The organism is Paenibacillus sp. Marseille-Q7038 (assembly GCF_965111595.1).
This window is the reverse complement of record NZ_CBCOOM010000001.1, coordinates 149,738-173,538: the sequence shown is the minus strand read 5'-3', so window position 1 is coordinate 173,538 and position 23,801 is coordinate 149,738. Positions and strand designations below refer to the sequence as shown.

The 23,801-nt window shown below is 42.1% G+C and carries 25 protein-coding genes; 5 read left to right on the top strand and 20 right to left on the bottom strand.

Annotation, left to right across the window (positions count from 1 at the left end; translation table 11 throughout):
• Positions 1-41: 41 nt before the first annotated feature.
• The 6 genes from ACWPWY_RS00835 to ACWPWY_RS00810 form a co-directional block, all read right to left on the bottom strand.
• A complete protein-coding gene (locus ACWPWY_RS00835; protein WP_454189967.1) occupies positions 42-311 on the bottom strand; it encodes a phage holin family protein in 270 nt (89 codons plus the stop codon).
• A gap of 149 nt (positions 312-460) precedes the next feature.
• Complete coding sequence (locus ACWPWY_RS00830) at positions 461-1,054, bottom strand: nitroreductase family protein (protein ID WP_454189966.1); 594 nt, start codon at positions 1,052-1,054, stop codon at positions 461-463.
• 148 nt (positions 1,055-1,202) lie between these two features.
• Positions 1,203-2,180, bottom strand: a complete 978-nt coding sequence (locus ACWPWY_RS00825; protein ID WP_454189965.1) for a ring-cleaving dioxygenase — start codon at positions 2,178-2,180, stop codon at positions 1,203-1,205.
• An 878-nt stretch (positions 2,181-3,058) separates the two neighbouring features.
• Positions 3,059-4,075, bottom strand: a complete 1,017-nt coding sequence (gene moaA, locus ACWPWY_RS00820) for a GTP 3',8-cyclase MoaA (protein ID WP_454192751.1) — start codon at positions 4,073-4,075, stop codon at positions 3,059-3,061.
• 28 nt (positions 4,076-4,103) lie between these two features.
• A complete protein-coding gene (gene fdhD / locus ACWPWY_RS00815; RefSeq protein ID WP_454189964.1) occupies positions 4,104-4,904 on the bottom strand; it encodes a formate dehydrogenase accessory sulfurtransferase FdhD in 801 nt (266 codons plus the stop codon).
• A 12-nt stretch (positions 4,905-4,916) separates the two neighbouring features.
• The gene (locus ACWPWY_RS00810) at positions 4,917-5,264 is read right to left on the bottom strand and encodes a DUF2294 domain-containing protein (RefSeq protein ID WP_454189963.1); all 348 of its coding nucleotides are present in this window, start codon (positions 5,262-5,264) and stop codon (positions 4,917-4,919) included.
• Between the two features lie 522 nt (positions 5,265-5,786).
• On the opposite strand from ACWPWY_RS00810, the gene fdhF reads away from it, so the two are divergent.
• Positions 5,787-8,714, top strand: coding sequence for a formate dehydrogenase subunit alpha (gene fdhF, locus ACWPWY_RS00805; protein ID WP_454192750.1), 2,928 nt, complete (start codon positions 5,787-5,789; stop codon positions 8,712-8,714).
• A gap of 5 nt (positions 8,715-8,719) precedes the next feature.
• The gene (locus ACWPWY_RS00800; RefSeq protein ID WP_454189962.1) at positions 8,720-9,196 is read left to right on the top strand and encodes a DUF1641 domain-containing protein; all 477 of its coding nucleotides are present in this window, start codon (positions 8,720-8,722) and stop codon (positions 9,194-9,196) included.
• A 156-nt stretch (positions 9,197-9,352) separates the two neighbouring features.
• Here the strand turns inward: ACWPWY_RS00800 and ACWPWY_RS00795 are convergent, their stop codons facing one another.
• The 8 genes from ACWPWY_RS00795 to ACWPWY_RS00760 all read right to left on the bottom strand — a co-directional run bounded on the left by ACWPWY_RS00795 (position 9,353) and on the right by ACWPWY_RS00760 (position 15,487).
• Entirely contained in the window at positions 9,353-9,877 is a 525-nt protein-coding gene (locus ACWPWY_RS00795) for a GNAT family N-acetyltransferase (RefSeq protein ID WP_454189961.1), read from the bottom strand.
• 419 nt (positions 9,878-10,296) lie between these two features.
• Positions 10,297-11,931, bottom strand: coding sequence for a chaperonin GroEL (groL, locus tag ACWPWY_RS00790; RefSeq protein ID WP_454189960.1), 1,635 nt, complete (start codon positions 11,929-11,931; stop codon positions 10,297-10,299).
• A gap of 73 nt (positions 11,932-12,004) precedes the next feature.
• Positions 12,005-12,286, bottom strand: a complete 282-nt coding sequence (groES, locus tag ACWPWY_RS00785) for a co-chaperone GroES (protein ID WP_191797156.1) — start codon at positions 12,284-12,286, stop codon at positions 12,005-12,007.
• A gap of 212 nt (positions 12,287-12,498) precedes the next feature.
• A complete protein-coding gene (tatC, locus tag ACWPWY_RS00780; protein ID WP_454189959.1) occupies positions 12,499-13,278 on the bottom strand; it encodes a twin-arginine translocase subunit TatC in 780 nt (259 codons plus the stop codon).
• A gap of 139 nt (positions 13,279-13,417) precedes the next feature.
• A complete protein-coding gene (tatA, locus tag ACWPWY_RS00775; protein ID WP_454189958.1) occupies positions 13,418-13,660 on the bottom strand; it encodes a twin-arginine translocase TatA/TatE family subunit in 243 nt (80 codons plus the stop codon).
• Positions 13,661-13,797: 137 nt separating this feature from the next.
• The gene (locus ACWPWY_RS00770; protein ID WP_160032308.1) at positions 13,798-14,283 is read right to left on the bottom strand and encodes a MogA/MoaB family molybdenum cofactor biosynthesis protein; all 486 of its coding nucleotides are present in this window, start codon (positions 14,281-14,283) and stop codon (positions 13,798-13,800) included.
• Between the two features lie 16 nt (positions 14,284-14,299).
• Positions 14,300-14,806, bottom strand: a complete 507-nt coding sequence (moaC, locus tag ACWPWY_RS00765; protein ID WP_454189957.1) for a cyclic pyranopterin monophosphate synthase MoaC — start codon at positions 14,804-14,806, stop codon at positions 14,300-14,302.
• Positions 14,807-14,812: 6 nt separating this feature from the next.
• The gene (locus ACWPWY_RS00760; protein WP_454189956.1) at positions 14,813-15,487 is read right to left on the bottom strand and encodes a 5-formyltetrahydrofolate cyclo-ligase; all 675 of its coding nucleotides are present in this window, start codon (positions 15,485-15,487) and stop codon (positions 14,813-14,815) included.
• Positions 15,488-15,776: 289 nt separating this feature from the next.
• Here ACWPWY_RS00760 and ACWPWY_RS00755 point away from each other — a divergent pair, with 289 nt between their 5' ends.
• On the top strand, positions 15,777-17,723 hold the full coding sequence (locus tag ACWPWY_RS00755; RefSeq protein ID WP_454189955.1) for an ATP-binding cassette domain-containing protein: 1,947 nt from the start codon (positions 15,777-15,779) through the stop codon (positions 17,721-17,723).
• A 422-nt stretch (positions 17,724-18,145) separates the two neighbouring features.
• On the opposite strand, the gene tsaD is transcribed toward ACWPWY_RS00755, so the two are convergent.
• The 6 genes from tsaD to ACWPWY_RS00725 form a co-directional block, all read right to left on the bottom strand.
• The gene (gene tsaD, locus ACWPWY_RS00750) at positions 18,146-19,186 is read right to left on the bottom strand and encodes a tRNA (adenosine(37)-N6)-threonylcarbamoyltransferase complex transferase subunit TsaD (RefSeq protein WP_454189954.1); all 1,041 of its coding nucleotides are present in this window, start codon (positions 19,184-19,186) and stop codon (positions 18,146-18,148) included.
• Positions 19,183-19,704 (bottom strand): ribosomal protein S18-alanine N-acetyltransferase, encoded by a 522-nt coding sequence (gene rimI, locus ACWPWY_RS00745; RefSeq protein ID WP_454189953.1) that lies wholly within the window; start codon positions 19,702-19,704, stop codon positions 19,183-19,185. Before rimI ends, tsaD begins: the two co-directional genes overlap by 4 nt.
• Before the next feature lie 18 nt (positions 19,705-19,722).
• Entirely contained in the window at positions 19,723-20,535 is an 813-nt protein-coding gene (gene tsaB, locus ACWPWY_RS00740) for a tRNA (adenosine(37)-N6)-threonylcarbamoyltransferase complex dimerization subunit type 1 TsaB (RefSeq protein WP_454189952.1), read from the bottom strand.
• Complete coding sequence (gene tsaE / locus ACWPWY_RS00735) at positions 20,532-21,020, bottom strand: tRNA (adenosine(37)-N6)-threonylcarbamoyltransferase complex ATPase subunit type 1 TsaE (protein ID WP_454189951.1); 489 nt, start codon at positions 21,018-21,020, stop codon at positions 20,532-20,534. The genes tsaB and tsaE overlap by 4 nt, the downstream gene beginning before the upstream one ends.
• Before the next feature lie 181 nt (positions 21,021-21,201).
• Positions 21,202-21,384 carry an H-type small acid-soluble spore protein gene (locus ACWPWY_RS00730; protein ID WP_454189950.1) on the bottom strand — a complete coding sequence of 61 codons (183 nt, stop codon included), beginning with the start codon at positions 21,382-21,384 and terminating at the stop codon, positions 21,202-21,204.
• 2 nt (positions 21,385-21,386) lie between these two features.
• Positions 21,387-21,692 (bottom strand): hypothetical protein, encoded by a 306-nt coding sequence (locus tag ACWPWY_RS00725; RefSeq protein ID WP_454189949.1) that lies wholly within the window; start codon positions 21,690-21,692, stop codon positions 21,387-21,389.
• A 150-nt stretch (positions 21,693-21,842) separates the two neighbouring features.
• Between ACWPWY_RS00725 and ku the strand changes: the two genes are divergently transcribed.
• Together ku and ACWPWY_RS00715 are read left to right on the top strand one after the other, a co-directional pair.
• The gene (gene ku, locus ACWPWY_RS00720) at positions 21,843-22,763 is read left to right on the top strand and encodes a non-homologous end joining protein Ku (protein WP_454189948.1); all 921 of its coding nucleotides are present in this window, start codon (positions 21,843-21,845) and stop codon (positions 22,761-22,763) included.
• A gap of 139 nt (positions 22,764-22,902) precedes the next feature.
• Positions 22,903-23,772, top strand: a complete 870-nt coding sequence (locus ACWPWY_RS00715) for a VOC family protein (protein WP_454189947.1) — start codon at positions 22,903-22,905, stop codon at positions 23,770-23,772.
• Positions 23,773-23,801: the final 29 nt, after the last annotated feature.

Below are 23,801 nucleotides of genomic sequence, written 5' to 3'. Positions count from 1 at the left end.
GTTTTTATTATATTCCTTTACTTGATTATCGGCCCATTCCCCTAGTTCTCTCTTCCAATACTGCGCGTCTGTTTAACCACCTGATGTCCATATACGGAGAAAGAACCGGCCAAAATCCCCTGCACGACTGAATCGGGAGACCAACCCAGCATCCAGACCGCAAGTAGTACAGCAACAATAACAACGACATATACAATGGTCCAATCCGGTATAGCCGGCGTAGATTTAAGAATAAATCCTACGACCCAGCAAGCGGCTACGACCCCAACTAGACGCGGATCAATGAGCTCCCAGATCATACTCCACTCCACATTCCCACTCTCCTCTTTTTTGCATTTTGAGATATAAGGTTATGTATGCAGAATATTGGACGAACAGTACCTGTAGTAGAAATGTTTACAACTAAAAAAGCCATCCCTTCATCCGAAGATAAAGGAATGGCTCAGAACTAGATAGAAACTTAACCGAAGAATTTAATGCGCTCATCCAGCGGTTTGAATTCTTTGTCGCCAGCTGGTTGTGCAATACCACCGAACGGCATTTGAGCACGAAGTTTCCATGATTCAGGAACGTTCCACTCATTTGCAATTCTTTCGTCAACCAATGGGTTATAATGCTGTAAGGAAGCGCCGACCCCTTCTGTAGCAAGAGCAGTCCATACGGCGAATTGGTGCATACCAGAAGTTTGTTCAGACCAGATTGGGAAGTTTTCTGCATAAGCAGGGAATGCTTCTTGCAAGCCAGCTATAACCGTTTGATCTTCGAAGAACAACACGGTACCGTAAGCGCCTTTAAACATATCCATTTTTTGCTTAGTTCCAGAGAAGTCTGCATCGCCCATAACTGCTTTCAGTACTTCTGTTGTCATGTCCCACAATTTTTCGTGCTCGCCTTTGAAGAGAACAACGACACGAGAAGATTGGGAGTTAAATGAGGACGGTACGTGTTTTACTGCATGCTCAACGATTTCTTTAATACGATCGTCAGACACCTTTACTTCTTTGTTAAGTGCATATACAGAACGGCGTGTTTCTACTGCTTCAAAAAAATTCATAATAAATTTCCTCCTATTAATTGAATGTAATATATTTATATTTTTCAAAGGATACCAGTATTATTTCATCGGCTCGTTTCTAGATCGACCGAAATAATGCAGGTACCTGCAAAGTTATATCGATTCTTCAGCGATAGAACTTTGCAGGTTACTCCTTATTGAAAACTTTATCACTGCGCATGGTGTCGATCGGGCGAACATCCCGCTCAATCTGTTCACGGCGCGGTTCTAAGAATGGCGGCAGAGACAATTTTTCTCCCAGCGTTTCATAAGGCTCATCCCCCATAAAACCAGGACCATCGGTTGCAAATTCAAACAAAATCTGCGGTGTTACTCTTGCATACAAGGATTCAAAGAAGTAACGGTCTACATAACCTGAAGTAGTAAAGCCGAAGCTTTCCATACGAGAAGTCCATTCATCAAGTACAGCCCGGTTCTCAACCCGGAATGCAGCATGGTGAACTGTACCGTAACCTTGACGGGCTGGCGGGAGTTCTGTGTTGTCTTCAACGACTACTTGCGCTCCGTTTCCTCCCTCTCCTCCTTCAAATAAATGAAGATTTCCTTCCTGTGCAATTTCTTTGAACAAAAGCACTCTCTCCATCAATTCTTTGAAATAATCAAACTGGGAGAATCGTACAAAGATAGGACCTAGTCCTGTAATCGCATATTCTAATGGGATCGGACCTTTTTGCCAAGGCGTTCCGGATGGTACCCCTTTGTTCAACTCATCTGAGATCAACTGATACTGCTGATCATCAAAGTCGACAAAAGACAATGTTTTCTTCCCAAACAGCTCTTGAATTCCAGAATGACTTACTCCAAGGCGATCAAAGCGTTCTTTCCAATATTCAATCGCTTTGTCAGTAGGAACACGGAAAGAAGATTTATAGATCTCATCATTACCATGGGTCCCTTTTGGAATACCAGGAAAATCAAAGAATGTCATGTCTGTACCGGCACTGCCTTTATCATCTGCAAAGAACAAATGATAGGTCTGAATATCATCTTGGTTTACTGTTTTTTTCACTAGCCGCATACCGAGGACATAAGTGAAAAACTCATAATTTTTTTCAGCGTTACTCGTAATTGCTGTTACATGGTGAATTCCTTTTAAATGGTTCATTGTTTATCCCTACCTTTTATTTACCTCTAATTAAAGTATTACAAATTTAAGATATATGATTAAAAATCAAATCCCATATGTTCGACGAAGTATAACGAATGGCTTCTTTATTTTCGATGTGAAAATGAGCTGCATTCCATATCTCTAACATTCAGGGATTTTAATCATTCATGCCTCTTGGCAATTCATTGCTTGACGTTCGTAACTTACTTTTTCTCAATCGCTTAACTAAAGTTTATTACTAATCAAGATGAAAGTCAACCTTTTTCGAAAAATAGATCGGGATCATTCCCTATCTATTTAGAACTTTATTTTCTCCCTTCTTATCATTACACCGATCTGGGTTACTTCATTCAATTTCTTATGAATTTGGTTCTTTTGAACCTAACATTCCAATTCGTAATCTAGCCCATTAAGTGTCTACTGATATTTTCTTCATATAACAGCTAATTGATATATTGATAGATTCCCGATGGATTCTCTTACTTTTTAATAGATTTGTCTAGCACACTTTCTCCTCTATCAGCATCTAATATAGAGTACTAAAAGAAAAGAGGTGAATGATATGATAGTATAAAAGCTACTAGACAGCCTGACCTTGTATTGATTACTTGGGCAAGAAATCCTCTAATCCCTGGCTCTCCAAAAAGAATCGTCTCCGTACGTGTCATTGGGAGTTCTGAACCTTGTAAAATTGATTTAAAACACAATGCAATGCTTCGTACTGCACTGGCTTGTATGTTAGATAAGGATGTTGGCTTCAAGATGATCTTCAAAAAAAGAACATCTGCAATCAGCGGTCTTGTTTTATTGCAACGCTACTAAGGTATTGGTAATGAGGGAGCAGAGAAATTCTTCTGCTCTCTTTTATATTTAAACTAACCACCGATATGTGACATTTCGATCTTCGAGTTCTTTCTTTTTCTCATTGTCTCTTCATTTCGTTCATCGGAATAACGATCATTCCTATTTTCCCATACCGCTGAAATATATCGGGTTATCGATTCATCATCTTCCCCAGACCGTAATAAATCTCGTAGATTCGTTCCCTCTGTCGCAAATAAACAAGTATATAATTTTCCTTCAGCAGAGATCCGTGCACGCGAACATGTCCCGCAGAAAGAATCCGTAACAGAGGAGATCACGCCGATTTCACCCTGAGCATCTTGATATTGATAACGCGTAGCCACTTCCCCTACATAATTAGGCTCGGTAGGTTTCAAAGGGAGTTCCTCATGAACTTGGTCGATGATTTCCTTCTTTGACACCACATCATCCAGCCGCCAACCATTCGAATTACCGACATCCATATATTCAATAAACCGGAGGATATGCTGTTTTTCTTTAAAAAATTTTGCCATTGCGACGATATCTTGTTCGTTCTTTCCTTTTTGCACAACCATATTAATCTTTACTAATAAGCCAGCTTCTGCCGCCTTTTCAATACCTTCTAATACCGTTGACACTTTTCCCCGGTGACCATTCATCTCAAAAAAACGTTCCTCATTTAGTGAATCCAGGCTAACCGAGACTCGAGATAATCCTGCTTTTGCTAAATCGTGTGCATATTTTTTGAGTAAAGTACCATTCGTTGTTAAGGCAATCTCCTCTACTCCAGCAATGCGATGAATTCGTTCTATTAACTCAGGCAGATCTTGACGCAGCAAAGGCTCCCCGCCCGTAATACGTACTTTTCTCACACCTAATGAGACGAAAATCTTAATTAATCGTTCAATTTCTTCAAAACTGAGTATTTTATCAGACGGTAAAAAAGCAAAATCTGGACCAAATACCTCCGCAGGCATACAATACTGACAACGAAAATTACATCGGTCTGTCACGGATATTCTTAGATCTCTTAGAGGTCTATGTAGTTGGTCTAGTAGATTCGAAATTGTAATCTCCTTCTTTCATTTTGAAGAGTTATTCATTTACAGGTAAAAGAATGCGCTCTTTATGTGTATATATATTAAGTGAATTCTGACGAACAAAACCTACCGTTGTAATACCGAGTTCTTCTGCTAGTTGCAATGCCAGTTCGGTTGGAGCAGATTTAGACAGTACAATTTCACACCCAATCTTCGATACTTTGAGTAAAATTTCAGATGAAATTCGTCCGCTAAATACGATAATTTTGTCTGTCATACTAATGTTATTTCGCAGGCAATATCCATATATTTTATCTAATGCATTATGGCGTCCAATATCCATTCGACTGAGTATAATCCCATTCACATCACAAAGCGATGCATTATGCACACCACCTGTTTTTTTGAATATTTCAGCCGAATCTTGCATATCGTGCATTAACCGAAAACAATCATTTGTTGTAATACGCACATGAATATCTTCTACTTTTTTAGATACAAGTGCATCATTAGCAAAAACGAAACCTTGTCGGCTCATGCCACAGCAAGAGGTAATGTATCTTTTGTTCTGAATTTGCTGTGAGTAAGGATTAACACCCTTGGTTTTGACATGCACAAAGCCTTCTTTTTCTTGATACCAAACTTCCTCAATATCTGTGGAACTCCGAATGATTCGCTCAGAAGCTAAATATCCAATTACCATATCTTCTACATACTCTGGTGTACAAACCATGGTAACAAACTCTTGTTGATTAATTTTAACAGTGACCGCGTATTCTGTAACCACCAGATCTTCTTTTACTTGAATCTGTTTGTCTTCAACATGTATAACCTCTCTTGTTACTGCTTTTTCCATACGGCATCCTCTTTACTCTCTAATATTGTCTTCAAAAACAAATACAGAAATAGCAAAGTCCTCATCCACTTTGATGTCAGAAAATAAATGGAGCAGCTTTGAGCCGATCAGTTCTTCCATGCCTTCTGGGGGTGATTCACTATATAAATCTTGAATCATACTTGTGCGTGCCGCGTGAACCATTTTTAACCCGTCAGCTGTGCTCGCAATAAATTTTTCTGTAGGTGTGAGATTACCATATAAAGTGGAAATAGCCATGTTCTCAACGAAAACGGTATGAATACGCTCAGGTCCTTTTCCAAATTTATCTTTACGTAGTCTTCGAATGATGTCATTAAATTCATGCACTTTTTTTGACATTGTAACGAACCCCCATCATCAATACACTTTTATAATATTACAGGAATTAGATTGGTCGATTATTCAACTTTCGCAGATAAATAGTACTAGTAAAGCCTGCTTTTGTCCATGATCTTACAAATGACTCTAACGCATCTTCTCTCTCAATTACATCAATTCAACCAATCTGATAACCATTCTCATTAATAAAATTTATTGCTATTATTGAACATTCTTATCGAAAAGAGCTATAATCAATGTGGAACCAATGGAGTTTAAATAGGTACTGTTTGAATTCTATTGTTACATAAATAGTAAATAAAGTAGATTGAATTTTTAGCAAGTCCTGCTATTAATTTTATCCACCATGAGCTATTCAGCATGTTTACCGCATGCTGTTTCATGGTGGATTTTTTATTTTTTTACTCACCGTTTCCTTAAACCTAATATGTAACTCGGTATTTTATTCATTATTCATCCTAATTATGATCCTAAGAACATATAAGTCTCTTAGAGCAAAAGGAGGAAATTACTTTGACTAAAATGAGTATTAATGGCGTACCATATGACGTTTTAGAAGGAGCAACAATTCTTGATACCCTTAATCAAAACGGCATCCCTCATCCACAAATTTGTCATGTGCCCTCTGTAGATCCGATCCAAACTTGTGATACATGTATCGTTGAAGTGAATGGTGAGCTCGTTCGTTCTTGTTCTACAAAAGCAGTAGACGGCATGAACGTGGAGCTTACTTCCCCGAAAGCGAAGGCTGCTCAAACCGAAGCAATGGATCGTATACTAGAAAATCATTTGCTGTATTGTACCGTATGTGACAATAACAACGGCGATTGTAAATTACATAATACAGCAGAACTCATGGAAATTGAGCATCAAAAATATCCTTATGAACCCAAAGTAAAACCAGATGAAGTGGATATGTCGCATCCATTTTATCGATATGATCCGAATCAATGTATCGCATGTGGACAATGTGTGGAAGTGTGCCAAAGCCTGCAAGTAAACGAAACCCTATCCATCGATTGGGAAGCGGATAGACCCCGAGTGATTTGGGATGAAGGCGCTACCATTAACGATTCCTCCTGTGTCAGCTGCGGTCAGTGTGTTACCGTCTGTCCATGTAACGCGCTCATGGAAAAAACAATGCTGGGCGAAGCCGGGTTTATGACTGGACTCAAACAAGATATGCTCACTCCCATGATTAATTTGATTAAGGACGTTGAACCTGGGTATAGCGGTATCTTTGCTGTTTCTGAAATCGAAGCTGCTATGCGTAGTAAACGCACGAAAAAAACAAAAACCGTATGTACTTTCTGTGGTGTAGGATGCTCGTTTGAAGTCTGGACTAAAGACCGTAAAATTTTAAAAGTACAACCTTCCGAAGGTCCCGTCAATGCGATCTCTACTTGTGTAAAAGGAAAGTTCGGTTGGGATTTCATCAACTCCGAAGAACGGATTACCAAACCTTTAATTCGTAAAAATGATGAATTTGTTGAATCCTCATGGGACGAAGCACTTGATTTAATTGCTGCTAAACTTGGCGGTATCCAAAAAGAATATGGCTCGGGTTCTGTCGGATTTATCTCTTCCTCAAAAATTACGAACGAAGAAAACTACTTAATTCAGAAAATGGCTCGTCAATTGTTCGAAACCAATGATGTCGATAACTGTTCGCGTTATTGTCAGTCTCCCGCTACAGACGGATTACTACGTACCGTTGGTATGGGTGGGGACGCGGGAACGATTAAAGATATTGCAAAAGCTGGCCTTGTCATCATTGTGGGAGCAAACCCTGCAGAAGGTCACCCTGTTTTAGCGACTCGAGTAAAACGTGCCCATAAGCTACACGGACAAAAATTAATTGTTTCCGATATTCGTAAACATGAGATGGCGGAGCGTTCTGATATCTTCATCCGTCCTAAACAAGGTACAGACCAAGTATGGATCATGGCGGTTACCAAATACATCATTGATCAAGGTTGGCATGATGAAGCTTTCATTAATGAGAATGTACATTTCTTCAGTGAGTTTACCGAAGTGCTTGAAAAATACACTTTGGAATACGCGGAAGAGACGACCGGTATTTCAAAAGATACGCTGATTCACGTTGCGGAAATGATTCGTGATGCAGACGGTACCTGTATTCTTTGGGGCATGGGTGTTACCCAAAATACAGGCGGCTCCTATACATCAGCAGCGATCTCCAATCTACTGCTTGCTACGGGTAACTATCGTCGCCCAGGTGCAGGAGCCTACCCTCTCCGTGGTCATAACAATGTGCAAGGCGCTTGCGACATGGGTACACTTCCAAACCTATTGCCAGGTTATCAAAAAGTAACAAACGATACGGAACGCGAGAAATTCGAAAAAGCATATGGTGTAAAAATCAAGCCAGAACCAGGTCGTACAAACATGAAAATGTTAGATACGATTATGGAAGGTAAAATGAAAGCTATGTATTTAGTGGGAGAAGATATGGCTCTTGTAGACTGTGACGCTAACCACGTAGATAAAGTCCTTTCGCAACTCGATTTTTTTGTTGTACAGGATATCTTCCTATCACGCACAGCACAATACGCAGACGTTATCTTACCAGCAGCACCATCACTTGAAAAAGAAGGCACTTTCACCAATACCGAACGCCGGGTGCAGCGACTCTATCAAGTGTTGCCGACGCTTGGTGAATCAAAAGCCGATTGGGAAATCCTTCAGGCAGTAGCTCGCCGCTTAGGTGCAGACTGGAACTATAGCCACCCAAGTGAGATTTTTGATGAAATGGCTAGCCTATCTCCCCTCTTCTCTCAAGCTAACTATGATGTACTCGCCAATTGGGGCAGCTTCTGTTGGGGTAGTCTGGATGGAAAAGATACACCTTTACTATATGAAGAGGGGTTTAACTTCCCTGATAAAAAAGCGCGGTTTGCTTTACATGATTGGGTAAAACCTGTGGAATATGAAGCACAGTATGACTGTCTCATTAACAATGGTCGTATGCTTGAACACTTCCATGAAGGAAACATGACGAATAAATCAAAAGGGATCCAGTCCAAAGTACCTGAGATTTTTGTAGAGGTATCACCAGAACTAGCCAAAGCCCGCGGTATTGAAGATGGTGCCCTGCTTCGTCTCGTATCTCCTTATGGCGCATTAAAATTAAATGCCTTAGTAACCGATCGGGTACAAGGAAACGAACTGTTTTTACCAATGAACTCGGTTAGCAAGGATTCAGCAATTAATTTCTTAACCGGCCCGGCTGCAGACATTAATACATCTACTCCAGCTTATAAACAAACAAAAGTACGTGTCGAAGTACTCAAACCAAAAGGGAAAAATCCACTTCCTAGGACCAATCCGCGTTATAAAAAACGTCATCCACAAAATGGTGTTGAAGTACAGCGTAAATGGAATCGTCCTGGCTACGTACACTTAACAACCACTAACGAAAGGGAGTGACCCACATGGCTGCGCCAATTACAACGATTAAAAAACAGGAAATAACAGAAGAACAACGAAAAGAAGAAAAGTTAGAGAATTTAAAACAGCTTTTGTCAGAGAATGAAGACATGGTACAACAAGTCTTTGCGATCATGGCAGAACTCAATGATATCGGAGCACTAGAAGCAGCTACTAAACTGCTAGAAGCCAAAGAAGAGGTTGCTCATGTGGCCCTTAGTCAATTGACTCGTAAACCGGTTACGAATATCATCAACAACTTCATGGGTGCGGCTGGAGCATTATCTGAAATCGATCCTGAAACAACAACGAAACTTATTAATAGTCTGACTACAGGACTGGATGAAGCGAACAAGGCTATTGAATCAGATGAAAAGATTAGTGCCTTCAAATTAGTGAAACTATTAAACGATCCTGACGTCAATCGCTCTTTGAATTTTGGAATTCACTTTTTAAAAGGGCTCGGCAAAGGCTTAAAATAAGAAGACGTTATTCTATCTTCCGTCTAGGACGAAAAAACACCATTATTGGTGAAGTCTTCACCCATGTTGCAGTTAATTAGTAAAAGTATAAATACCCCTGGCTCTTTAACGAGTCAGGGGTTTGCTTGATCTACTGAACTATCCTGAGTGATCGAGTTAAAGAATAGCGTATAATACTCTACCTAAATAAGCTTGGAATAAAGCATGATATTCATATTCATAAACTTCTTTTCCTGAATACAAAATTTCATAGACGATATCCTTTTTCGCGATTTCAAAATCCGTATTTCTAAAACCATTCTTCTCATAAAATCTCTTTCTTTTTAATCGTTGCTCATAATTATCAGCAGAACTGTCCACTTTTTCTATATTTAAAAGCAGACGTTTGTCTTTATAAATCTCCCTCAAATGTTGTAATATAGAGCTCCCGTAACCTTTTGATTGTTTTGACGGATCCATAGCCAAATAAAAAATATAAACAATGTCTTTGTAATAAGTTAAATACAACATACCGATATATTCACTGTCATCATAAATGGCAAAAAAATCACTATTTTTCTTTTTCGATTTATATATCAAAAGCCCAAAAGGAAAACGTTCAAACTTTGGAAATTGAGTCAAATATAAATCCTTAACTTTTGGCGTTACATTAGTTTTATCCAAACTGATTAAATTAATCATTCTCTCTTTTTCACCTTTCGTTATACAAACACCACATTCCCGAAATAAATCCCCTTCCCGAGGGATCATATATTTAAAATTCGTAGTATATGTTTTTTTCTCCAATTTAAAGTATTATAAGTTTAATATAAAAAATAAAACAAGTATGCACTTTTTTGCCTCATACTATCTTGTAGGATAGCACATGTGCGAAATTCCCAAACTTCCCCGTTATGAGTAATAAAATGTTTACTAATGCTATCATAGCTCCAAGGAGTACTGCCATAAGCAAATTTTAAGAACAAAAAAACCACTTCTTAAGAATATTAAGAAGTGGTTTTTATAGATATATAATTCGTAACAGTGACTGCTTCATAAATTCTCGCTCAAAATGACCGAAAATTCACTCTGCTAGGCACATGATATAAGGCTTAAATGCCTTACATCATGCCGCCCATTCCACCCATGCCGCCCATGTCTGGACCTGCAGGAGCTGCTGGTTCTGGTTTGTCAGCGATAACTGCTTCCGTAGTAAGGAACATAGCCGCGATAGATGCAGCATGTTGCAATGCGGAACGAGTTACTTTTGCAGGGTCAACGATACCCGCTTCGATCATGTTTACCCATTGACCATTAGCAGCGTTAAATCCTACGCCAACTTCTTCGCGTTTCAGACGGTCCACGATTACGGAACCTTCTTCACCCGCGTTAGCAGCGATCGTACGGATTGGAGCTTCCAGTGCGCGCAGAACAATGTTTACACCTGTTTGCTCGTCACCTTCAAGTTTCTCACCTACTGCAGCTACAGCGCCATATACGTTCACTAGAGCTGTACCACCGCCGGATACGATACCTTCTTCTACTGCTGCACGAGTCGCGTTCAATGCATCTTCGATACGAAGTTTACGCTCTTTCAGCTCAGTTTCAGATGCTGCACCAACTTTGATAACAGCTACGCCGCCAGCAAGTTTAGCAAGACGCTCTTGCAATTTCTCTTTATCGAACTCGGAAGTTGTTTCTTCCAGTTGGGAACGAATTTGTTTCACACGAGCATCGATGTCTTCTTTGCTTCCTGCACCGTCAACGATGATTGTGTTTTCTTTAGTAACACGTACTTGACGGGCAGTACCGAGTTGATCGATTGTAGCGGATTTCAGATCAAGTCCGAGTTCCTCAGTGATCACTTGGCCGCCAGTCAGAGCAGCGATATCTTGCAGCATTGCTTTACGACGGTCACCAAATCCAGGAGCTTTAACAGCTACTGCATTGAATGTTCCGCGCAGTTTGTTCACGATCAGCATCGCTTGCGCTTCGCCTTCGATATCTTCAGCGATCAACAGAAGCGGTTTGCTTTGTTGTACGATTTTTTCAAGAACAGGCAAGATTTCTTGCGTGTTTGTAATTTTTTTATCAGTGATCAGAATGTATGGGTTGTCGAGGACAGCTTCCATTTTATCTGTATCTGTAATCATGTATGGAGAAATGTATCCGCGGTCGAATTGCATACCTTCAACCACTTCAAGTTCAGTTTCAAAACCACGGGATTCTTCTACAGTGATAACACCGTCATTACCTACTTTTTCCATTGCTTCAGCGATCAATTCGCCTACTTCTTCGTCAGCTGCGGAAATAGAAGCAACTTGAGCGATGGATTGTTTGTTTTCAACTGGTTTAGAAATGCTGCGCAGTTCTTCTACAGCTGCACGAACCGCTTTGTCGATCCCTTTACGGATACCGATTGGGCTTGCACCTGCAGTTACGTTTTTCAGACCTTCTGTAATGAGGGCTTGAGCAAGAACGGTTGCAGTCGTAGTACCGTCACCAGCAACATCGTTTGTTTTTGTAGCTACTTCTTTAACGAGCTGAGCACCCATGTTCTCGAATGCATCTTCAAGTTCGATTTCTTTCGCAATGGTTACACCATCATTCGTGATGAGGGGGCTGCCAAATTTTTTCTCAAGAACAACGTTACGTCCTTTAGGTCCGAGTGTTACTTTTACTGCGTTTGCCAAAGCGTCCACACCACGAAGCATGGAACGACGTGCGTCTTCACTGAATTTAATATCCTTAGCCATGGTCATAAAACCTCCTAATATATTATGAAATCTATGCTTCGATTCATATATTCAAGCTCTTCACTTATGAAGATTAACCCAAGATTGCGTGAATGTCGCTTTCCTTCATAATCAAATATTCTTTACCTTCGTATTTAAGCTCTGTTCCAGCGTATTTGGAGAAAATAACGCGGTCTCCTTCTTTTACTTCCAAAGGAACACGAACGCCATCTTTTAAGCTTCCAGCGCCAACAGCGATAACTTTACCCTCTTGCGGTTTTTCTTTAGCAGAGTCCGGAAGTACAATCCCGAAAGCTGTTGTCTCTTCTTGTTCGATCGGTTCTACCAATACGCGTTCACCTAAAGGTCTGATCATGAAAAATAGCCTCCTTAAATAAGTAAGTTACATATCTTACGGTTGTTGCACTCTTACATTAGCACTCGACAGTCGTCAGTGCTAACAACCAATTTCATGATACTGAAATTAGAAGATGATTTCAAGTCCTTTTCAGGATTTTTAGCAGATCTTTTCAGTTATTCATGAAGCCATCTTCCATTCTGTCCAATCCTGTAAAAATTATGCTCGTCCTATATCTTCTCTCCTGCATCCACCTTAACATATCTCGATTCGTATTCCTCAGCCTCTTCGAGCTGTTTCCGGTAAACAACAGACGACAGAAAGACACTGAACTCATAGAGCAGGATCAAAGGAATTGTAACCAAAATATCGGAAATAAAATCAGGCGGGGTCACAAATACAGCGATAAATACAAGTGCAAAGTAGGAGATCCGGCGCATTTTACGTAAACGCAGTGGATTGAGAATACGCAGTTTCGTCAGAAACATAACAACAACAGGCAGTTCAAATAACAGCGATACAGGCAGGATTAGATTAAACATAAACGTGAAATATTGTGCCATCCCATACGTTTCGACAAGACCAAGATTCTTATTGATACTGCTTGTAAAAGAGGTAGCCATTGGGAGCAATATTTTATATGAAAAAGCAATTCCTAATAAGAACAATAAAAAAACAAAAGGAATATAACGCACGGTCGCTTTTTGCTCACTCGGCTTCAGACCTGGACTCACAAACTTCCAAATCTGATAGGCTGTAAAAGGCAACGTAATCACAAGAGAAAAAATAAGAGCAATCTTCATATACATTCCAAGTCCATCCCACAGCGTGAGGGCATGAAGTTCAATACCCGGAAGGGGCCCATATGCTGTCAGATATTGATAGATCGGGTCACTGATAAATAGACCGCCAATCAGTCCGAGCAGAAGGACGACCAGTACAGCGACAAGACGTCTTCGTAGTTCCCCCAAGTGACTCACCAGCGTCATACCTTCTTCATGTTCAGACATCGTAACACTCCCTCTCTCTGCTCATCAGGTAGAAGAAAAAACAAAACCCTTCTTACCAAAGAAGGGATCCTTAACTTGCACGAAACAAGCACTTAGCATGCACCTTCACGTAAAGCGCGCAAGCATAAGACATATAGAATTACTCTGGCAGGCGCTTATCCTCTGTTTTCTGAACTGTCTCTGCTTCAGCTGACTTTACTTCACTTGCTGAAGACCCCTTACGGGATGAGGATTCATCTGACATGATCTCTTGAGCACCATTCTTAAATTCACGGAAGGTTCTTCCGACAGCTCGTCCTAGTTCAGGGAGCTTGTTAGGTCCGAATAACAACAAGGCAACAATGACAAGCAGAATAAAACCCGTTCCTCCGATATTTGGCATGTATACCCCTCCTTCTTGTTGTACTATATATATGGATTAACATCCATAATCATCCATCTACATGAAATCATACCACAAATGTAATCACATACATAGCCGTATTTACAAGAAAAAGGAAGGTGTACATGGTCAATCGCTTACTGTCTAAATTGTCCTGTAACCATCAGCAGTGCCTCAGGGAGCTGGTCCATAATAGCTGCAAGATTCTCGTGTACACCCTTAGGAGTTCCAGGTAAATTTACGATCAGTGTTCTTCCGCGAATACCGCAGATTCCTCTAAACAACATAGCTCCCCGGTTCTTCTGCAGCACCGTCATCCGCATAGCTTCTGCCATACCTGGTACTTCTCGGTCAATGACTCTGCGCGTAGCTTCTGGGGTTACATCTCTAATCGCAAGTTCAGTCCCGCCTGTGGTAAGAACAAGATCCGCATGAAAATAATCCGTCATTTCAATCAGCGCAGCAATGATCTCGTCTGGTTCATCAGGTACAATGCGGTATTCAATAATTTCACCGCCCAGTTCTTCTTCGACAAGTTCACGGATGACCTGCGCACTCGTGTCTTCCCGCTCTCCTCTCGCTCCCTTATCACTTGCTGTAAGGATCGCTGTTTTCCACAACATAAGATCACCCATCCCTCTATTTGGATTTATAGTCCCCACTTTTACCGCCTGTTTTTGAATTCAGCAGTGTCGGACCTATTATCATATCTTTCTGCATTGCCTTACACATATCGTAGATTGTGAGTGCAGTAGCGGATGCAGCTGTTAGAGCCTCCATCTCAACCCCTGTTTTCCCTTCTGTCTTAACGGACACTTCAATATACAGTTCGCGTTCTCCGTTATCTGTAAAAGTAATGTTAACTCCGGTAAGCGGCAGCGGGTGACACATCGGAATCCAATCGGAAGTACGCTTGGCAGCCTGAATTCCGGCCACTTGAGCAACGGCCAGCACATCCCCTTTTCCTACCGTACCTGCCTTAATCGCCTGAAGTGTAGCTTCATTCATTGTAATCATCGACTGTGCGACCGCGGTACGAACCGTAACCTCTTTACCCGAGATGTCTACCATTCTCGCACGTCCCTGCTCATTGAAATGAGTCAGTTGCTGTCTTTCATTCTGTCCGTTCTGTGACTTCGCATCCATGTTCCATCACGTTCCTTTTATTTGAGTATGTAAAACACCCTTCTCTGTAAAAAGAAGGTTCAGTCTAAAATCCTGCGGTTCCATAGGAATATCATTCGGTGGAAGAAGCTGCCCAGGAAGGACAAGCCCTGCATATAGAGGTAAGGTTACATTTTGGCCTTCTATCTGCTTTTTATTAACTTCCATATACATCTTTTCGGCAAAGCGGTCGTAATAACCTCCACCGTATCCAATTCTTCCTCCACAAAGGTCATAAGCAAGTCCTGGAACAATGACAAGATCAATCTCAGGCCATCTCTCTACAGGATACACTAGGGTATGATCTGCTGGCTCAGGAATGTCCCATCTTCCCGGCTCCACATCCGTCATCCGCTTGATCTCCCTAAGTTCCATAAGGTCCGAATCCTCTTTTACCTTCGGCACGAGCACCTTGTCTCTTTGGGCCAGTGCCTTCTTCAAAAGCATAAACGTATCGGCTTCACTACGAAAAGTCATATATAGAAAAAGAGTTAGATTCTTCTGCTTAAGCTTACTGCGCAAAAGATCCATCTCCTGAGTGGCATATTCACATATCTGCCTTGATGCTTCTGAACGCTGATCGGGCGGCAGTGCTTCGCGCACCGCAAGCATTCTTCTTCGAAGTTGCTTCTTTAACTGGAGCTTGTCCGGATGTGTTTCCATCCACTTTCCCTCCATTTTATCCGTCGTGCGAAAAGTGGTTATTCACAACCTGTTCACTAGTGCTCATCATCACTTGCTGACGTTCATTAATGTGAATCACAATTCGGCTTTTTCTATACATAAGTTTATCACCTATTTCATGAAAAGACTATAAGTGAGACAAAGATCAAAGCTTTTTACCCAAGGCAGACGGGTAACTTCGATTATAACTTGTTCTAAGCGGTGCAAAGCATTTCTTTTTCATGTAAACTAGGACTAGTTTATTGCTTTCTAGACAGGAGGAAACATCATGCTTTTTCAAGCTTCTGGAATTATAAAACGATATGGCATAGACAGCATTCTCGAAGGTGTCAGCCTACAGATATTAGAACGTGAACGGATTGGACTTGTAGGGGTCAATGGTGCAGGGAAGTCTACTCTACTGAAAATTCTGGCCGGGGAAATGTCCTATGACGGCGGTCAAATCTTCAAAGCTAAAGAAACTACCATCGGATACCTCGCACAGAACAGTGGTCTAGAGTCAGATGGCACCATCTGGGAGGAGATGCTGAAGGTATTCGCTCACCTGACGGAAACTGAAGCAGAACTGAGACTGATGGAACAGCGAATTGCTGATCCAAAAGAAATGAATGATGAGAAAAAATATGCCGATCTGTTGGAGCGTTATGCCGTACGTTCGGACTGGTTCAAAGATCATGGCGGCTACGAGATTGAGACGCGGATTCGTAGTGTCCTTCACGGAATGGGATTCAGTGAATTTCCTGTGGATACGAAGATTTCTACTCTCAGCGGAGGACAAAAGACAAGGCTCGCTCTTGCCCGAATCCTCCTTCAAGCTCCCGATGTGCTTATGCTGGATGAACCGACGAACCATCTAGATATCGAAACACTCACTTGGCTGGAGGATTATCTTCGCGGATATTCAGGCGCCATCTTAGTGGTCTCCCATGACCGGTATTTCCTTGACCGGCTTGTTACTGGAATAGTGGAAATTGAACGGCACCGTTCCCGCAAGTATACGGGGAATTACAGTCGTTATATGGAGATCAAAGCAGCAGAATACGAAGCTCAGATGAAACAATATGAGAAGCAACAAGACGAAATATCTAAAATGGAAGAATTTATTCAGCGAAACATTGTGCGTGCTTCCACGACCAAACGCGCGCAAAGCCGGCGCAAAGCACTGGATAAAATGGAAGTCATGGATCGACCGCAAGGCGATCTGAAACGGGCTCATTTTTCTTTTGATATTGCTTATATGTCGGGAAAAGAAGTGCTCCATGTGCGCGACTTATCTGTCGCTTTTGATAAAGAAAGTCAGCCTCTTTTCGAACACGCCGATATGGATCTGCGCAGAGGAGAAACGGTTGCTCTCATTGGACCGAACGGAATCGGGAAATCCACACTGTTGAAATGTCTGACAGGACAGATGACTCCGCGCTCAGGTCAGATCGATTGGGGTACTAAGATTAAGCTTGGATACTATGATCAAGAACAGACGAATCTCAATGATAAGAACACCATTCTCGAAGAATTGTGGAGTGAATATCCGCATATGGAAGAAGCGCGTATTCGTACTGTACTCGGTAACTTCCTCTTCAGCGGAGATGATGTGCAGAAGCGGATTAGTGCACTGAGCGGCGGAGAAAAAGCCCGTGTATCGTTAGCGAAGCTCATGCTGCAAGAATCCAATGTACTTATACTCGATGAGCCGACGAACCATTTGGACTTATATAGTAAAGAAGTACTTGAATCCGCACTGATCGATTATGAAGGAACCCTGCTCTTCATTTCACATGACCGTTATTTCCTTAACAAAATGGCAGAACGCATTGTCGAACTGCACCCGAATGGAACACAGCATTTCCTAGGAAATTATGATGATTATGTGATGAAGAAACAGGAGCTTGCAGAAATCGAACAGGAACGCCAAGAACTGAAGGCGGCAACAACGAAACAGAGCACACTTTCTTCTGCCGCTGAAAAGTCTGGAGCCGATCTTTTCCAAGCAGAGAAGCAGGCAAAGCGGGAAGAGCGGAACAGACAGCGCAGACTGGAGAGTCTTGAAGAACAAATTGCGGATATAGAAAGTAAGATTGAAGAAGAGCAAGCGGAAATGGCGAAACCAGAGATCTATCAAGATTACATGAAACTACAAGAAATTCAGCAATCAATCGAAACTTGGAAGAACAAGCTCAACGAAGTGTATGCAGAGTGGGAAGAACTCGCCGAATAGCAAAAAATAAATCTTCAAATTGACATATTTACCGTATAAATAAAGTATTAACAATTCTATCCACAGAAAAAGTGGATAACAAATCCAATTTAACAGCCCTTTGGGCTGTTTTTTTGGCTTAATAAAGCCATTTTCATGGAAAACCCAATATTATCCACTATTCTATCCACATTATCCACAATTTACCTTACATATGGATGTTAAGAATTTTTGTTATTTTCATTTATTTGCGAAAACATAATATTCCTCACTTTTTTAGGTTTATCCCCAATTTCTTCCGGATATGTGGATAACTTTGTTAACAACTTGACAGATTTACCTTTTTATAGTTAATCGCTTTAATCTCTTTATTGCTTTCCCCACAAAAAGAAAAGTCGATCATCTATAGAAGATGTCGACTTTTGATCTTTATGTTCTTAAATCTACTCTACGGACCAATTCTCCAAAGATAAGCCTGGTTCTGCTTGCATCTTCAGATCGGAAAACATACCGCGTTCCCATTTCAGATAGGCTGCTGCTCCAATCATCGCCGCATTATCGGTGCAGTACTCCATCGGCGGAATGAGAAGCTTGATATTTTCTTTTGCACAGCGTTCCTCGAGTGCCTTGCGCAAGCCTTTATTGGCAGCCACCCCTCCGCTAAGCAGAAGCTGCTTGGAACCATAGGCGCGAACTGCACGAACAGCTTTCTCGACGAGCACTTCAACGACCGATTCCTGAAAACCACGCGCCACACTGCTGCGATCAAGTGTCACGCCTTTCATCGATGCCTGATTCACGATATTCAGCACGGCGGACTTCAGACCGCTGAAGCTGAAATCATAAGAACCTGGTTCAAGCCATACCCGAGGAAGCGGTGTTACCGCCTCTGCCTCATGAGCCATCCGGTCCACATGCGGTCCACCCGGATATGGACAACCGAGTGCGCGCGCCACTTTATCATACGCCTCACCTACTGCATCATCCCGTGTACGTCCAATTACTTCAAACTTACCTTCCGAAGGGATATGAGTAAGCTCCGTATGTCCACCGGATACAACTAGGGCCATTGCAGGATATTCAATCTCTTCCACCAAACGGTTCGCATAAATATGACCCGCAATATGATGGGTTCCGATCAGCGGTTTATCGAGAGCCATTGCCAGCGTTTTGGCAGCAACGATACCTACAAGCAGTGCACCCACAAGACCAGGTCCCTGCGTAACGGCAATTGCTGATAGATCCTTCGGCTGGATACCCGATGCTTCAATAGCTTGCTCCATAATGAGCGTAATGACCTCAACATGCTTCCGGGAAGCAACTTCCGGTACAACTCCGCCAAAAGCTTTATGTGTCTCAATCTGACTTGCGATGAGGTTGACCAATACCTCGCGTCCATCTTTAATCACAGAAACGGACGTTTCATCACAGCTTGTCTCCACAGCGAGAATATAACTTGTATTTTGTAAGGACGATTGTGTCATGAATCTCTTAGACTTCCTTCCTCTGTTCCTTCCGTACCGAGGTGCGCACTTGCGGGTAAATCAGCCCACATAATCATTGCATCTTCATTATTATCTGAATAATATCCTTTGCGGAGTCCGGAAGGTCTGAATCCTTTTTTCTCATATAATCCTTGTGCTACCGTATTAGAGACTCTCACTTCCAAAGTCATTCTGGTCATACCGAGATAGGCTGCTGTCTTCATAAGTTCCGTAAGCAGCTTCTCACCAAGCTTTCTGCCACGGTATGCTTCCAGTACAGCAATATTCGTAATGTGGGCTTCATCAATAATCGTCCACATTCCGGCATATCCAATCGGTTTACCATCTAGTTCCATAATCATGTATTTCGCAAAATGGTTATGTGTAAGTTCATTCACGAACGCACTTTCCGTCCATGGTAATGTAAAACAGTCCTGTTCAATAATGAGGACATCCGGAATATCTTGCATCGTCATCATCCGGAATACAAGCTGTCCCTTCTCTTCCTTACGATCCATGCAGCTCTACGACTCCCTTCATTTACGCAGAAGATTTGCTTCCGCTTCTGCAAGTTGGGTGTAATTCGGCAGTAAGGTATGAATATCTTCCTGCTCCCCTTGAAGCAGTCTCGCTGCTCCAATCTTGCCAACATAACGCCCTTCCATCTCATAAGATTGAAGATGAATCTGCATTTCAGGCTGCATCGTCTGAAGTTTTTCAAGCGTCTGCCTATGAGGCTCTACATCACCTACAAAAAGGACTCCATCCGGTGCAGCCGAAGAAGGAAGTTCACTTAGCAGCGATGCAATCGCATCCACCCAGCTATCGACCAACCTTATGGCATCAGGCTCCATTCGGTGCAGTTCAGAGCTTACTCCTTCTCCTTCGAATAACGCAGTATAAGCTTGACCTCTACGCGCATCCATCAGCGGTACAACCCAGTATCGGCTACCAGACTTCTCCGGTGATCCTTGAGGATTTTCCGCCAAGTTAGTTTCGTTCACATAAGCTTGAAGTCCGCCTAAAGCAAGTGCAGCAAGACTAGATACAGCAGCTACAGGTACACCCCAAGCCCAAGCTAATGTTTTGGCCGCCGTGACCGCGATGCGGACCCCTGTATAAGAACCCGGTCCAATGCCGACAGCGATGCCCGCAATATCTTCTTTTGTTATTTGATTATTCTCCATCAGATCCTTCAAAGCCTGCACAACATGCACGGCATGATTACGATCTGCTCTTGTATTACTCTCAGCTACTAATGACTCTTCTGACATCACCGCTGCGGCAAGCACAGCTGTCGATGTATCCAACGCCAAAAACCGCTGACGCGGCTGATGTTCTTCGTTCATCCCTTATCGACTCCACTTCTGCTTAATTCCTGACACCATGCAGCATAAGGTGCTCCGTAACCATCTAAACGAATCACTCGTTCTTCTGCTCCCGTTACTTCCATCTGAATATGCAGATGAGCTTCGGGCAGCAGTTCAGGGATAATGCTGGACCATTCTACCAGACTTACACCATCACCGTAAAAATATTCATCAAGGCCTAGCCCTTCAGCTTCATCCAGAGAAATGCGGTATACATCCATATGATATAGTGCAAGTCTTCCCTTATATTCTTTAATCAGTGTAAATGTAGGGCTGTTCACAACCCCTTCTACACCGAGATGTCTTGCAAAGCTTTGAGAAAATGCTGTCTTTCCCGCACCCAAATCTCCATCAAGCGCTATGACGGTTCCAGGAACTGCTAACTTCGCAAGGACAGCGGCCAGTTTGTCTGTATCTTGTACACCTTTAGAGTGAAACACCCATTCCTGATGTTCTTGTACCAATGTGCCAACCTTCTTTCGGTCATTATCCTTCGTAAGGATAACAAAATACTTCACCTCATTATATAGTTCCACACTTTCACTCGCAAGGCAAAGACAAGTCAAAGAACCCGAAGGATGTTACCTCTCCCCCGAGTTCTCCTTATCTTTTGCTGATTGCAGCAATCTCAAGTAATGATAATGGTTAGCCTTCTACAAGACGCTCTACATTCACGGTATGCGTATCGAGCGGATTATTCCCGATTTGTACCGTTGCCATTTCATTGTCTAGATCCACATGTTCGATCCATACCGGTTTTTCTCCATCTAATTTCACAGCATAATTTTCTTTCGCTTCAAAAATTGCTTTTGCGCGGGTTGCTTCCATCCTTATTCCTCCCCTTTCTTCTCATTCACTTCAAATTCACTTTCATCAAAAAGTGCATCACTCGTACTGTCTTGAGTATATCCGTTATCCCGCGTAACTTCGCCACCGCCAAGCCCTTCATTTACCATTCGATCGACATCAAATGCGGTATTCTCGAACGATTCCTCTACTTCATCTTCAGGAGCAGTAACTGCTTCCCAGTTCACCAAATCGACAGCAATCATATCCGGTCCTCCAAAATCAGCAGGAAGATCCCAATCATCTTTTCCGTCTCTTCCTTCATGTGAATCCGAATAATCCCATGTCATCTTCTAGCTTCCCCCTTTAGCAATGATTTATGTACTATGCCCGTGATAAAAGAAGATCATCCGTCAGGAATCAGGATAGATCCGGCTTTTTTTGACCATAATAGCAGTAAAACAGGATAGATAAATAATGAAGTAGGAGGGGAAGAAATCATGCATACCGTCTGGAAGGGTGCCATCAGCTTCGGACTCGTTCATGTCCCTGTCAAAATGTTCTCGGCTACAGAAGATAAAGATATCTCGATGCGTTACATCCATAATGTGTGCGGAAGTCCACTTGCTTATATCCGTAAATGTCCTTCTTGTGATATCGAAGTGAAATGGGAGGAAATTACGAAAGGATACGAATATGAGAAGGGCAAATTTGTTCTTTTTGAAAAAGAAGAATTAGAGCAGTTATCTGATCAGGCTAATAAAAATATTGCCATTCTTGATTTTGTGAATTTAACTGATATCGACCCGATTTATTTTCAAAAAACATATTACCTGTCCCCCGATCAAGCAGGTGCTAACGCCTACCAACTTTTGATGTCTGCAATGAGGGATACGGGGAAGATTGGTATTGCCAAAATCTCGATTCGTTCGAAAAGCAGTCTCGCTGCCATCCGTGTATTAGATGAATGCCTTGCTATCGAAACGATTTTTTATCCCGACGAAATCCGCCCTATCTCTCAGGTTCCAAATCTTCCGGAGAACATTGCGGTGAATGATAAGGAACTCAATATGGCTAAGATGCTGATTGACCAGCTGTCTACCCCTTTTGAACCTGAGAAATATACGGATGATTATCGCTTACGCCTGCTTGACGCGATTCAACATAAAGTAGCCGGAGAAGAATTCAAAGTCGCTCCTGCTAAACCAGAGACCAACGTTGTTGATCTAATGGCTGCTCTTCAGGCAAGCATTGAAGCTACGCAGCCGATACCAACCGATCCAGGGAAACCACCAGCCAAGAAACGGGCCCGGAAAACGGCAGCTGCAGCTGCTGGATCAGAAGAAACCAAGACGGCTCCTGTCGTTACACCTAAAACAAAAAAACGGAAAACCGCCAAAACAAAAGAATCCGGGGCATAAGCAAAATAGAATCTCTATAATAAATTCTTCCTTATTGACGTAAAGAGATTAACACTTTATACTTACTTACACAAAGTAATTAAGTATATTTATTTTAGTTAATCTAAAATGACTTTACTTAATAAGGGGGATTTATCATATGACTTATTCTATTCATCCAAATACCGTGCTCGGTGAAGTAAAACTTCGGGTAAGCGACTTGGAACGGTCCATTCATTTTTATGAAAAAGTAGTGGGTCTCACGTTGTTATCCCGTACCGGAGAACATGTTGCAAGCTTTACAGCAAAGGGCGGATCTACATCGCTTCTTATTCTTGAGGAGATTCCGAATGCTAAACCTATTGCACCAAGAAGCCATGCAGGGCTGTACCATTTTGCTATTCTACTGCCTAATCGTACTTCTCTAGGAATTGCACTGCGACATCTGGCAGAAGCCGGGATTGAGATTGGTCAAGGCGATCATACAGTCAGCGAAGCACTATATATTAATGATCCGGATGGACATGGTATTGAGATTTATGCCGATCGTCCAAGAAGTACATGGAAGAAAGATGAACATCATAACTACATCATGGGAACAGACCCTGTCGATGTACAAGGTCTGTTGCAACTCGCGGGAGCTACACCTTTTACAGGTCTGCCTGAGGGAACGATGATTGGGCATGTGCATTTTCATATCTCTGATCTAGAAGAAGCACGCCATTTCTACAATCATCTGCTTGGTTTTGATATTGTGGTAGATGCTTCTCGCTCTATGCATGCCCTCTTCGCATCAGCAGGCGGATACCATCACCATATTGGACTCAATGTATGGGCAGGCACAGGTGCTCCAAAAGTTCCATCGGATGCCGTTGGAATTGATTATTTCACCATTATCTTTGAGAATCAGGTCGTGTATGAAGAAGCTCTTGTAAGACTTGAGCAGAACGGAGTCACTGTCAGCCGAAAAACGGAGGAAGCTAGAGTAATGGATCCCTTCGGTATCCAGATCCGAATCACTCACGCCTGATCTCTCTTACACATAAGGAGAAGCAATAT

Bases quoted from the DNA above. Each gene is read 5' to 3' on its own strand.
- groL (WP_454189960.1), bottom strand. From the start codon at position 11,931: ATGGCTAAGGATATTAAATTCAGTGAAGACGCACGTCGTTCCATGCTT.
- ACWPWY_RS00760 (WP_454189956.1), bottom strand. From the start codon at position 15,487: ATGGAAACACATCCGGACAAGCTCCAGTTAAAGAAGCAACTTCGAAGA.
- fdhF (WP_454192750.1), top strand. From the start codon at position 5,787: ATGAGTATTAATGGCGTACCATATGACGTTTTAGAAGGAGCAACAATT.
- tatA (WP_454189958.1), bottom strand. From the start codon at position 13,660: ATGCCAAATATCGGAGGAACGGGTTTTATTCTGCTTGTCATTGTTGCC.
- tsaD (WP_454189954.1), bottom strand. From the start codon at position 19,186: ATGACACAATCGTCCTTACAAAATACAAGTTATATTCTCGCTGTGGAG.
- moaC (WP_454189957.1), bottom strand. From the start codon at position 14,806: ATGGATGCGAAGTCACAGAACGGACAGAATGAAAGACAGCAACTGACT.
- ACWPWY_RS00770 (WP_160032308.1), bottom strand. From the start codon at position 14,283: ATGTTGTGGAAAACAGCGATCCTTACAGCAAGTGATAAGGGAGCGAGA.
- ACWPWY_RS00800 (WP_454189962.1), top strand. From the start codon at position 8,720: ATGGCTGCGCCAATTACAACGATTAAAAAACAGGAAATAACAGAAGAA.
- fdhD (WP_454189964.1), bottom strand. From the start codon at position 4,904: ATGGAAAAAGCAGTAACAAGAGAGGTTATACATGTTGAAGACAAACAG.
- ACWPWY_RS00795 (WP_454189961.1), bottom strand. From the start codon at position 9,877: ATGATTAATTTAATCAGTTTGGATAAAACTAATGTAACGCCAAAAGTT.
- tsaB (WP_454189952.1), bottom strand. From the start codon at position 20,535: ATGAACGAAGAACATCAGCCGCGTCAGCGGTTTTTGGCGTTGGATACA.
- groES (WP_191797156.1), bottom strand. From the start codon at position 12,286: ATGATCAGACCTTTAGGTGAACGCGTATTGGTAGAACCGATCGAACAA.
- tatC (WP_454189959.1), bottom strand. From the start codon at position 13,278: ATGTCTGAACATGAAGAAGGTATGACGCTGGTGAGTCACTTGGGGGAA.
- ACWPWY_RS00730 (WP_454189950.1), bottom strand. From the start codon at position 21,384: ATGGAAGCAACCCGCGCAAAAGCAATTTTTGAAGCGAAAGAAAATTAT.
- ACWPWY_RS00830 (WP_454189966.1), bottom strand. From the start codon at position 1,054: ATGAATTTTTTTGAAGCAGTAGAAACACGCCGTTCTGTATATGCACTT.
- ACWPWY_RS00825 (WP_454189965.1), bottom strand. From the start codon at position 2,180: ATGAACCATTTAAAAGGAATTCACCATGTAACAGCAATTACGAGTAAC.
- ACWPWY_RS00725 (WP_454189949.1), bottom strand. From the start codon at position 21,692: ATGACATGGGATTATTCGGATTCACATGAAGGAAGAGACGGAAAAGAT.
- ACWPWY_RS00810 (WP_454189963.1), bottom strand. From the start codon at position 5,264: ATGTCAAAAAAAGTGCATGAATTTAATGACATCATTCGAAGACTACGT.
- ACWPWY_RS00755 (WP_454189955.1), top strand. From the start codon at position 15,777: ATGCTTTTTCAAGCTTCTGGAATTATAAAACGATATGGCATAGACAGC.
- ku (WP_454189948.1), top strand. From the start codon at position 21,843: ATGCATACCGTCTGGAAGGGTGCCATCAGCTTCGGACTCGTTCATGTC.
- ACWPWY_RS00715 (WP_454189947.1), top strand. From the start codon at position 22,903: ATGACTTATTCTATTCATCCAAATACCGTGCTCGGTGAAGTAAAACTT.
- rimI (WP_454189953.1), bottom strand. From the start codon at position 19,704: ATGGATCGTAAGGAAGAGAAGGGACAGCTTGTATTCCGGATGATGACG.